Consider the following 11,951-nt stretch of genomic DNA (forward strand, 5'->3'; position numbering starts at 1 on the left):
TCCTGCTGTTTGGGGCAGAGTGCGATCGCTCCTATCCCCCTGAAAAACGGTGCAGCGAAAGCATTCGGGACTCAAACACAAGACCGAGATTACATTTAAGATGTTTGTTGACACCAACGACCAAGCCCACATTTTCACTTAGTGTATCTTCCGTGTGATTGCGAATCGCAAAATACACGATCGGAATCACACGAAATTAAGATTAATTAGTGTTAATCTAATAATAATTAGCTCCTGTAATTTATAAGTTAAGTAATGTTAATTACATCAGAATACCAAATAACTTCTACTCTGCACGAAGGCGTCGAAACAATAATCTATCGCGGACAAACACCGACAGACGCGCCCCCAGCAATTCTCAAAGTCCTCAAAGCCGAATACCCCACCCTCGAAGCCATTACCAGGCTCAAACACGAATATCAAATCCGCCAAAATTTAGACAGCGAACAAATCGTCAAAGCCATCAGTCTCGAAACTTTTGATCACCGATTAGGAATGGTTTTAGAAGACTTTGGCGGCCAATCCCTCGCCCAACTCCTAGAAAAAGAAACATTGAGTCTGCGAGCAAATTTAAACATCGCCATCCAAATAGTCAAAGCATTACAATACCTGCATTATCAGCACATTATTCACAAAGACATTAAACCCAGCAACATCATAATTAACTCGCAAACAAAACAAGTCAAACTCACTGACTTCGGCATTGCCACAAAACTCAACAAAGAAAACCCGCAATTCAACAATCCCAACTCAGTCGAAGGCACATTAGCCTATATGTCACCCGAACAAACCGGGAGAATGAACCGCACCCTCGATTACCGCACAGACTTTTATTCCCTTGGTATCACATTATATGAAATGCTGACCGGAAAATTGCCTTTTCGCAGCAACGACCCCCTGGAAATAGTTTACAGCCACATAGCAGTTCAACCAATATCTCCCCATCAAATCAATTCAGAAATACCTGTCGCCATCTCTGAGATAGTGATGAAATTGCTGGCAAAAAATGCCGAAGATAGATATCAAAGTGCGGCCGGATTGTTGCCCGACTTAGAAATTTCTTTGCATCAGTTAGAAACCAGCGGACAAATTGCCGACTTCATCCCCGGAAGCTTAGATATTCTCAGCCAATTGTTGATCCCCCAAAAATTGTACGGTAGGGAAAATCAGGTTAATGAATTGCTAGCAGCATTTGAACGTGTAAGAGCGGGTTTAGCCAACAAATTGTCAGAAGAAAAACCAGCAACCTTAGAACAAAAGTCGGTTCCATCAGGAACCAGCGAATTAATGCTAGTATCAGGCTACTCAGGCATCGGCAAATCAGCCGTAGTCAACGAAGTTAGCAAACCCATTACCCGGTCAAAAGGTTACTTCATTAGCGGCAAATTTGACCAATTCAAACGCAACATTCCTTATGCCTCATTAATCCAAGCATTTAACTCCTTGCTGCGGCAATTGCTAACAGAAAGTGCAGTTTCATTAGAAATATGGCGCACTAAAATTTTAACAGCATTGGGAACAGACGGGCAAGTAATTGCCGACGTAATTCCAAAAGTTGAATTTATCATCGGCAAACAGCCAGAAGTGCCAGAACTTGCCCCTGTAGAATCCCAAAATCGATTCAATCGGGTATTCAAAGAATTTATTCGCGTTTTCGCCCAAAAAGAACACCCCCTAGTAATCTTTTTAGACGATTTGCAGTGGGCAGATTCAGCAACATTAAAGTTGATGCAAATACTGATAACTGACCCTGACCAGGAATATTTGTTGCTAATCGGTGCCTATCGAGACAATGAAGTTAGTCCGACGCACCCCTTAATTCAGACTGTAGAAGAAATTGAAAAAACTGGTACAATAGTTAATAATATCGTGCTGCAATCGCTGGATTTAGCAAATGTGACGGAATTAGTCACTGAAACACTTAACAGTAGCACAGAAAAAGTAAGCAGCCTAGCAGACTTGATCTGGAATAAAACGGGCGGGAATCCTTTTTTCTTGACGCAATTACTCCAAGCACTTTATCAAGACTATCTTTTAAGATTTGACTTTAATCCCATTCCAAATGAGGTAAGTCAAAGTGGCTGGTATTGGAGTATCGATGAAATCCAAGCCATTGGAATTACCGATAAAAGTGTGGTGGAACTGGTAGCTTCTCGCATTGAAAAGCTGCCCGCACCCACGCAAGAAGTGTTGAAGCTAGCAGCTTGCGTGGGAGATAAATTTGCTCTAGATGTGCTGTCACTTGTCAGAGAAGAGTCAGCTAATACTACAGCCACTGAACTTTATTCAGCTTTGCAAGCAGGGTTAATTCTGCCATTGAGCGATGCTTATCGTATTCCTTTAGTTTTCGATCGAGCCGAATCAATCAATCTCAAATTAGACACTTCGCGGGTTAGTTACAAATTTTTGCACGATCGCGTTCAGCAAGCCGCTTATTCGCTCATTCCCGAAGACCAAAAGCAATTAACCCATTTAGAAGTCGGTCAATTACTGTTACAGAATACTCCACCCGACAAGCTAGAAGAAAACATCTTTGATATCGTCAATCAGTTGAATGTCGGAATTGACACGATTAGCCGGCCAGCAGAAAAAACGCAGTTAGCAAAATTAAACTTAACTGCTGGACGCAAGGCAAAAGCCGCGAGTGCTTATGAAGCTGCAGCTAGGTATTTGCGGGTGGCTATGGAATTATTGCCAGCGGATTGTTGGCAAAGTCAGTATGAATTAACGTTAGCAATTTACGAGTCAACAGCAGAAGCTGAATACTTAAACATCAACTATGAAGCTTCAAAAAAACTGGTCGAGATTGTACTGCAAAAAGCTAAAATTTTACTGGATAAAATGAATGTTTATGAACTTCAAATCCAGTCTTACAATGCTCAAATTAGACTGATAGAAGCACTAAATACAGGACTGGAAGTGCTGAAACTGTTAGGCATTTCTTTTCCTCAAAACCCCAACGCGCTAAATATTGTGGCGGGACTAATGAAGACAAAACTGAGCTTGGGATTGAAACGAATTGAGGATTTAGCTAACTTGCCAGAAATGACAGATCCCAATCAACAAGCAGCCATGCGGATTTTATCAGGGATTATCAGCACTGCTGTTCAGGGAAAACCCCGCCTGGTACCACTGCTGGCATTTAGGATGGTCAAGCTGTGCATTAAATATGGCAATTCGCCTTATGCAAGTATTGCCTACCTTTATTATGGCGTAGTTATGTGCCGGCTAGGGGACATTAGTTTGGCATACCAATGCGGTCAACTGGCCATTAGGATGTTAGACCAATCTCCATCCCGTTCAATGAAAAGTAGAGTTTATACACTCTTGGGTTGTTTTATTCTACACTGGAAAACCGAGCTTTCCTCAGGATTAAGCGTTCTCAAGGAAGGTTTTCAAACTGGGATGGAAACTGGAGAATTAGAATATGCGAGTTATTGTATAGGTCAATATTGCTTCAAAAAAATGTCGATAGGAGAGCCTCTAGATTTGGTGGATCAGGAGACGGGTAAATATATGAAACTAATGCAGCAATCTCAACTAGAAATGGCTGTACAGTATCTAAGTATAGGCAGGCAGACAACCCTCAATTTGCGCGGTCAAGCTGTCGAACCCTGCCATTTAGTCGGTGATAAATTTAATGAAGTCAAAACGCTCCCCGTTTTAATAGAATCTAAAAACTTTTTTTTAGTGAGTTTGGTTTATCATGCCAAAACTCAGCTTAATTTTATATTCCGCAACTACGCGGAAGCATTAGAAAATTCAAGGTTATTTGAGAAATATGAAGAAGCCGTAGCCGGATTTTATGTAGTTTCCCTGAATAATTTTTACTCTTCTATAAGTCTTCTCGCTTTGTATCCTCAAGCTGAGAAAGGGGAGCAAAAGCAATATCTGAAAAAAGTGCTGCGAAACCAAAAGAAGATGAAAAAATGGGCAATTGATGCTCCGATGAATTATCAACACAAATACGACTTGGTAGCAGCCGAGAAAGCGCGAGTGTTGGGGAAAAATACCGAAGCAATGGAATTGTACGATCGCGCAATTGATGGAGCCGCCAAAAACGGTTACATTCAAGAGGAAGCATTAGCCTATGAATTAGCCGGAGAATTTTATCAAGCTTTGGGTAAAGAGATAGTTTCTCAAGCATATCTGACTAAAGCCTATTATGGATATATCCATTGGGGAGCCATAGCTAAAGTTAAACACTTAGAATTAACACATCCTTTCTTAGCAGCACAGACGCGCACAATTCAAACCCCAACCCTCGATGTCACCCGCACTGCCACGGGAAATACTACCAGTAGTAGTTTAGGCGATTTCTTAGACTTAGCTACTTTTATTAAGTCGGCGCAAGCCATTAACGGTGAAATTGTTCTAGAAAAATTGTTGACCAAATTAATCAAAATTATTTTAGAAAATGCGGCGGCTCAAAAAGTAGTGCTAATGCTGCTGAAAAACGATATCCTCTGCATAGAAGCTACTGGCAGTTTTGCCGATGATAAAGTGACAATTTTACCGTCTATTCCCGTAGAAAATCGTCAAGATGTTCCCCTGTCGGTGATTAATTACGTACACCGCAGTCAAAAGCATCTGGTTTTAGACAATGCGACTGTCGCCGAACCTTTTAAGGTGGACACCTACATTCAGAAATATCAACCAAAATCAATCCTCTGTTTGCCGATGATTTATCAATCTCAGCGGCGCGGAATAATTTATTTAGAAAATGCTTTGACAGTAGGAGCTTTTACAGCAGAGAGAGTAGAAGTATTCAAAGTATTAGTTTCTCAAGTTGCTATTGCTGTAGAAAATGCTGGTTTGTACGCGCGCGAGAAAGAAAAATCTCAACAGTTAGAAAAATCTTTCAATGAACTGCAACAGGCACAACTGCAACTTATTCAAAGCGAAAAAATGTCTGCTCTCGGCAACTTGATTGCAGGGGTTGCTCACGAAATTAACAATCCGCTGGGTTTTATTGCGGGGAATATTGATGCTGCTGCTGAGGCTAGCTTAGATTTGATTGATTATTTGCAACTTTACCAAGAAAAATTTCCTAATCCGGGTGATGAATTAGAGGATAAAGCATCGGAGATTGATTTAGAATATTTGATGGAAGATTTGCCGAAAATGCTTTTATCTATGAAATCAGGTACAGAGCGCATCCGCAATATTAGCACGTCTTTGCGGACTTTTTCCCGCGCTGACAGTGCGAATAAAGTGTCAGCAAATATTCATGAGGGCATCGACAGCACTTTGATGATTTTACAGTATCGCCTGAAAGCTAATGATACTCGCCCCGCGATTAAGATTATCAAAGAATACGGAGATATCCCGCCAGTTAAATGTTATTTTGGGCAACTAAATCAGGTATTTATGAATTTGCTGGCAAATGCGATCGAGTGTTTTGACGAATTCAATCAGGGTCGTACTTATGCTGAAATTGAAGCTTTACCGAATACGATCGCCCTTATCACTCAAGTCTCCGAGGATAGCAACAGCGTGGTGATTACCATCAAAGATAACGGTCAAGGGATGTCATCGGAGGTCAAGTCGAAAATATTTGACCATTTATTTACTACCAAAGGAGTAGGAAAAGGTACGGGTTTGGGGTTGTCTATCAGCAAGCAAATTGTCGAAGAAACCCACGGCGGTAAACTCAGTTGCGAATCGGTGCTGGGAGAAGGTTCGGAATTTGCGATCGCCCTGCCGCTTTGATAAAATTTATTCACCCCCCTTACGGAATCAGTCATTGCCAATTGTTTAATCTCAAATCTCAAATCTCAAATGTTATGACTTGTGCTTAACACATACTTGGAATTTTGTCAATTCCTAAATATCTATCAAATAGTCCACAGTTCACGGTTTAAAGCAGGCAGTATGCAGTTACATTGTTAGCTAAATCATGTAATAACTGTATTTGATAGGAGTATTTCGAGTGAACGCTGCCGAACAAGCCAAAAATATAGAAGTTGCCAGCAAAATTGCTGCGGTTGTTAATTTATTCAAGTCCGAATTCCCGGATGCAAAAGTCGATTTGAAACCTTGGATGAATGACGAGGATACCAGAGAACTTGTCGATCCAGATTCGATCGACATTGGCTTCCATTTTCCCGGTAGAAGTCGCTTGCTGCAAAGCCGCAGCATTTTGATTCAAATCCGATTTTACCAAGATCCGGTGGAAGGATATCGGCGGGCGATCGGAGTTGAGGCGGCAGGTTACGATCATAGCGGTCAGCAGTGGCACTTTTCTACTGTGGAAAATTGGAATTTTCTGGGCCTAACCGAACCTGCGGTGGAGTCGGCGCAAAAACTCAAAGACTTTTGCCAGCAGATATTTGATTTGTTTAATCAGTCATTCGGCGATTGAAATCGCTTCTACACGGGAGCATCTCAGTTTTGCAGCTAAGCTAGAAATTGGAGTTAGGAGACAGGATACAGGAGCCAGGAGGAAAGAGTCAGAAGGAAGAAAGAAGGAGCCAGAAGAAGTGTTTTTACAAATATGAGAGGCTCCCCTTCTACACGAACGAAGTCCGCCGACGCGGACTAAGAAATAAGCTGGATTTGGTATTAGTCCCGATTGTCGCAATTGTCGATCGACCTACAGCCAACTGCATAAACAGATTTGTAAGTAGTCGATCGCTTGCCAAACAAAGTATAGCGGTTGTCGCGGACTTGTTCGTAAACGCGATCGCCCATCCACTTCATCCCCGGCATTGCCCGGTAAGCAGCCACAAACACCTCGCCAGCAGGCAATATCCGCCCGATTTCCTCCGCCGCATCGCTGCCTTGCCAGCGCCGTTCCGGGGTGTTGCCATCTATCAAAATCATCCCCATTTCGCAGTCTTCAGACGTAATCCCAAAGCGATTTAATTCCTCTAAATCTTGCATGGAAATATACTCAAAATTCTGGCCTTTATCTAAATTTTCTAGTAACTGCACCAAGGTAACGCAGAGATTGCAATTGCCGTCGTAAATTACGTTATATTTCATGGTTATGGGAATTGGGAATTGGGCATTGGGAATTGGGCATTGGGCATTGGGTAATTGGTAGTAAATAACTACTGACTACTGACTACTGACTAATGACTACTGACTACTGACTATTCCCCACAGGAATCTCGATCGCAAATTCCGTGCCTTGACCCGGTGCGGAATCGCAATGAAGCTGCCCGCCGTGCTTTTCCACCACAATTTGATAGCTAATCGACAGCCCTAAACCCGTCCCTTTCCCCGGTTCTTTCGTAGTGAAAAACGGATCGAATAGCCTTTGATGAACCTCCGTCGGAATCCCCGGCCCGTTGTCAGCAATCCGAATCACAATATGAGAAGGATGCCGAATAGAATCATCAGAAACAGCAGAATTTGCCTGCATCAAAACATCCTGTTCGTACTTTACTTCCGTAGAAATCCGCAGCGTCGGCGAAGGACAACAAGGAATAGGTGCAAGTTCCCCCTCGGCCCACTGTCCCGTCTCCATTGCTTCTTCCAAAGCATCTATTGCATTACCGATAATATTCATAAACACCTGATTCAACTGTCCGGCATAACACTGTAGGCGAGGCAAATCACCGAACTCTTTGAGCAGCGTAATTTTCGGATGTCCTGCCGTTTCTTTTAACCTGTGCTGCAAAATCAACAAAGTGCTGTCAATCCCTTCGTGAATGTCAACCTGTTTTTGTTCGGCTTCGTCCAATCGCGAAAAATTCTTCAGCGACAGCACAATTTGGCGAATTCGCTCGGCTCCCATTTTCATCGAATTTAACAGGTTCGGCAAATCTTTGAGCAGAAAATTTAAATCTACATCATCTATCTCTTGTTGAATTGCCGGTGTGGGGTGCGGGTATTCCTGCTGGTAAAGTTGCAGCATTTTTAGCAAGTCTTTAAAGTAATCGTCAGCGTGCATGACGTTGCCGTAAATAAAGCTAACTGGATTGTTTATTTCGTGAGCAACGCCAGCAACTAATTGCCCCAAACTTACCATTTTTTCATTTTGAACCATCATGCTTTGAGTTTTATGCACGTCCCGTAGGGCTTTTGCCAATTCTTGATTTTTAGCCCTCAATTGACTTTCCGAAAGTCGCACCGCTTCTTCTGCGTGTTTGCGGTTGGTAATATCTTTGCGAATTGCTACATATTGATGGGGTTCGCCGTTCGTATTTAAGAAAGGTACAATCGTAGTATCCAACCAAAATAATGTGCCGTCTTTAGCTTGATTTTTCATTTCTCCTCGCCAAACCTTTCCCTGGCGGATGGTCAACCAAAGCTGCTTGAAAAAATCTGCTGAATGATAGCCAGAATTGACAAGTCTGTGGGTTTTGCCGATCAGTTCTTCTCGGGAATATTTAAATTGTTCGCAAAATTGATCATTGACATAGGTAATGGCTCCGAATTCGTCTGTATTCGAGACAATTGCCGATTGATCCAAAGCAAATTTTTCAAATTCCAACTCTTTGAGAGTTTGGCGCAATTCTGCTTCTGCTTGTTTGCGATCGCTAATATCGGTAATCATCCGCAAAACCCCGGAAAATTCGCCCTCAGCGTCGAACATCGGCGTCGCCGACACGATCGCCCACAAGTGAGATCCGTCTTTGCGAGTAAACTTAAAATCGTGGCGTTCGCGAATGCCTAGCCGCCTGCGCTGCACGTAACTTTCTGCTATTTTCCTAGACTCGCAGTCTATAAACTCAAATAGCGATCGCCCCTGCATTTCCTCTACAGTATACCCCAGCATTTCGCCCATCCGAGAGTTAGCAAAAGTCGTGATGCTTTGGCTGTCAAACATCCAAACACCCTCCGAAGCCGTCTCGACAATGCAGCGGTAATAACTCTCGCTTTCCCTGACTGTTGCCTCTGCTTGCTTGCGATCGGTAATATCAGTTTGCACCGCAATAAAACCTTCGAGTTCCCCGGTTTCTTGATAAATTGGGGCGATCGAAAGCGCCACCCAATAACCCTTTCCATCCTTGTTGTAATTGTAAATTTCCTGATTAAACGGCACGCCCGTAGCCAAAGCCGCTCGCAGTTGAGCAATAGTTAGCGGGTCTGTTTGAGGGCCTTGCAGTACATCACCCGGTTTTTTTCCCTGCATTTCTGCCAGCACGTAACCACTAATCCGAGTAAATCCTTCATTCACCCATTCAATGCAGCCTTGAGCATCAGTAATAATCACACCATTTTGGGTTTTTTGAGCCACAATTGCCAACCGCGACAATTCGGTTTCATTTTTTTTTCTTTCGGTAATATCTTCAGCAATACCCAGAATGTACTTAGGCGCGCCCGAATCGTCAAACAAAGGAACTTTTTTCGTGTGCAAAATCCGCTTTCCTCGGTGGGGAAGTTGGATAGTTTCTTCTGGCAAATCGACACATTTTCTCGTTACCAGCACTTCTAAATCTTGTGCTTGCAAGTAATTTGCCTCCTCTGACTTCAACAAGTCAGCAGCATTGTTTAAGATAACTTCATCCCTCGAATAGCCAAACAATTCTTCGCTAGCAGTATTCCAATAAATAAATCTTTGCTCTACAGCATCTTTAATAAAGACACTGATCGGCAGATTTTGCAGTACCGCATTCAGAAAATCTTGAGTGTTTCGCAGGTTTTCCTCAGCTCGCTTTCGCTCAGTAATATCCAAAATCACTCCGTCGAGATAAACAACCCGACACAGAGAATTTGCGATCGGCGAAACCGGCGAAACCACAGCCGACAAAAAGCCCTCAATTTCCCCTTGTCCCTCTTGTTTTCCTCTAGCCTCTTCCTCACAGCAAACAGCTTTGCCTTTTTCGTAAACCCAGCTAATTTCGCCGTCTGCCCGGACAATCCGGTATTCAAGGATGTACGAAGTTCTGGTTGCTACACTTTTTTTGACAGTACCATCCACATTTTTGCGGTCTTGAGGATGGATAATGCTGGAAAAAGAACGGACGCGATCGTTGATAAAATCAGAAGAGGGATAGCCTGATATTTCTTGAACAGCCTCGCTCAAAAACGCCATTGTCCGTGTTAATTCCCCGTCGTCCGTATACTCGCAGGTACAGCGGTAGACAGCACCGGGAATATTAGCTACTAAATTTTTATATCGTTCTTCGCTTTTTAACAAAGATGAGCCGTCTTCGTTATTGTGATCGCCGTTCTTAAATTTAGAAGAATTGGAAGAAATTTGCATGGTTTTTTTTCACTTGTGAGTGCGAGGGCAAGTGTTAGAGTAGATGACCCTATAAAAAGTGAATTTAATGTGCGAAATAATTCGTTATAAACTAATATAGTACAAAATTAGTTCTGCGAACATTCAGAAAATTTGAGGGCGGGTAATAGGTAAAGCTAATCAAGGCTAGAGATTTAGAAAATAGTTCGGAAACGCATTGTCTAACGGATTTAATGGATTTAACTCACGCCCAGAGCACCATTCTCGCTTAACAGGCTTTCCGGCCTGTTCCACAACAAGTGCATTTTCTTGTGGGGAGTAGGAGTTGGGCAGGAGATCCCGCCCATAAAAAGCTTCCACACGAATGGTGCTCTGGGTGTGAGTTTAACGGATTTAACAGATGGATGTTGAGGTTCGAGGGAAAGAGGGAAGATTTTTCCACTCCCTTACTCTCCGACTCCCCCACTCTCCCCCTTCCCCACTCCCTCACTCTCGTTAGAATAAGATAAGTTTCCTTGCTACCGTGAGCCCCTCACACAAAACACCATGACTCAACAACAACCCCGGATTTGCATTCTCGGCGGAGGCTTCGGCGGACTCTACACAGCCCTGCGCTTGAGTCAGTTACCCTTCTCCAAAACCGAAAAACCCGAAATTGTCCTAGTTGACCGCCGCGATCGCTTCCTGTTCGTTCCCCTGCTGTACGAACTCCTCACCGGTGAACTCCAAACCTGGGAAATCGCCCCGCCGTTTGCCGAACTTTTGGAAAACACAGGCGTGCGTTTTTGTCAAGGCACTGTCTCGGGCATCGACTTATACCAGAAGCGAGTGCAGTTACGCGACGGCCCAGAAATTCCGTGCGATCGCCTCGTTTTAGCTTTAGGCGGCGAAACCCCTCTCGATATGGTAAAAGGAGCCGTTGAATACGCTTATTCGTTCCGCACCCTCAAGGACGCCTACGGCTTGGAAGAAAGACTGCGGTTTCTCGAAGCCAGCAATACCGACAAAATTCGGGTGGCGATCGTCGGCGCTGGTTATTCAGGAGTAGAATTAGCTTGTAAATTAGCCGATCGACTCGGAGACAAAGGTCGCATCCGGTTAGTTGAGCAAAGCGACATGATTCTGCGGACATCACCGGAGTTTAACCGCGAAGCCGCCAGCCAAGCTTTAGAAAAACGGAAAGTGTGGATCGACTTAGAAACAGAAGTAGAGGCGATCGAAGCGGATACAATATCCTTACTTTACAAAGGACAATTAGATGTTCTCCCGGTAGACATAGTATTGTGGACAGTAGGAACTCAAGTTAGTCAAGCAGTGCGATCGCTCCCCCTCAAACAAAACCACCGCGGTCAATTAATAGTTAATTCCCAGATGCAAATTATCGACCATCCAGACATATTTGCCTTGGGAGACTTAGCCGAATGTCACGACGCAACAGGACAAAAAGTCCCCGGAACAGCCCAAACAGCCTTCCAGCAAGCCGACTATACCGCCTGGAACATTTGGGCATCCCTCACCGATCGCCCATTACTTCCTTTCCGGTACCAGCCGCTAGGAGAAATGATGACACTAGGCATTGACAATGCTACTCTTTCTGGTTTAGGAATTAAACTCGACGGACAACTAGCACATATTGCTCGCCGCCTAGCCTATCTCTATCGGATGCCAACATTTGACCACCAAATAAAAGTTGGATTCAATTGGATTAGCAAGCCGATTCAGGAGTTGCTTAAAAAGTAATCAATGCTTCTTCAAATAGATCCGTAACAGGCAAGATGCCTGTTCCACAAAGATTTAGTTTTCTTGTGGAATA

The 11,951-nt window shown here is 43.5% G+C and carries 5 protein-coding genes; 3 read left to right on the plus strand and 2 right to left on the minus strand.

What is annotated here, in order from left to right:
* Nucleotides 1-255 precede the first annotated feature (255 nt).
* Together QUA58_RS08740 and QUA58_RS08745 are read left to right on the plus strand one after the other, a co-directional pair.
* Nucleotides 256-5,712: an AAA family ATPase gene (locus QUA58_RS08740; protein WP_333393688.1), complete on the plus strand. Its 5,457-nt coding sequence runs from the start codon at nucleotides 256-258 to the stop codon at nucleotides 5,710-5,712.
* 220 nt (nucleotides 5,713-5,932) lie between these two features.
* Nucleotides 5,933-6,364: a hypothetical protein gene (locus QUA58_RS08745; protein WP_333252763.1), complete on the plus strand. Its 432-nt coding sequence runs from the start codon at nucleotides 5,933-5,935 to the stop codon at nucleotides 6,362-6,364.
* A 200-nt stretch (nucleotides 6,365-6,564) separates the two neighbouring features.
* Here QUA58_RS08745 and QUA58_RS08750 read toward each other — a convergent pair whose 3' ends face one another.
* A complete protein-coding gene (locus QUA58_RS08750) occupies nucleotides 6,565-6,987 on the minus strand; it encodes a DCC1-like thiol-disulfide oxidoreductase family protein (protein ID WP_333252761.1) in 423 nt (140 codons plus the stop codon).
* Between the two features lie 103 nt (nucleotides 6,988-7,090).
* Complete coding sequence (locus tag QUA58_RS08755; protein ID WP_333393690.1) at nucleotides 7,091-10,159, minus strand: PAS domain S-box protein; 3,069 nt, start codon at nucleotides 10,157-10,159, stop codon at nucleotides 7,091-7,093.
* Nucleotides 10,160-10,684: 525 nt separating this feature from the next.
* Between QUA58_RS08755 and QUA58_RS08760 the strand changes: the two genes are divergently transcribed.
* Nucleotides 10,685-11,878 carry an NAD(P)/FAD-dependent oxidoreductase gene (locus QUA58_RS08760; RefSeq protein WP_333393691.1) on the plus strand — a complete coding sequence of 398 codons (1,194 nt, stop codon included), beginning with the start codon at nucleotides 10,685-10,687 and terminating at the stop codon, nucleotides 11,876-11,878.
* Nucleotides 11,879-11,951: the final 73 nt, after the last annotated feature.

It is taken from the genome of Microcoleus sp. N9_A1 (genome assembly GCF_036701795.1).
In the GTDB taxonomy this organism is placed as follows: Bacteria; Cyanobacteriota; Cyanobacteriia; order Cyanobacteriales; family Microcoleaceae; genus Microcoleus.

Coding starts and splice junctions, on each gene's coding strand:
- QUA58_RS08755 (WP_333393690.1), bottom strand. CDS start 10,159: ATGCAAATTTCTTCCAATTCTTCTAAATTTAAGAACGGCGATCACAAT.
- QUA58_RS08760 (WP_333393691.1), top strand. CDS start 10,685: ATGACTCAACAACAACCCCGGATTTGCATTCTCGGCGGAGGCTTCGGC.
- QUA58_RS08740 (WP_333393688.1), top strand. CDS start 256: ATGTTAATTACATCAGAATACCAAATAACTTCTACTCTGCACGAAGGC.
- QUA58_RS08750 (WP_333252761.1), bottom strand. CDS start 6,987: ATGAAATATAACGTAATTTACGACGGCAATTGCAATCTCTGCGTTACC.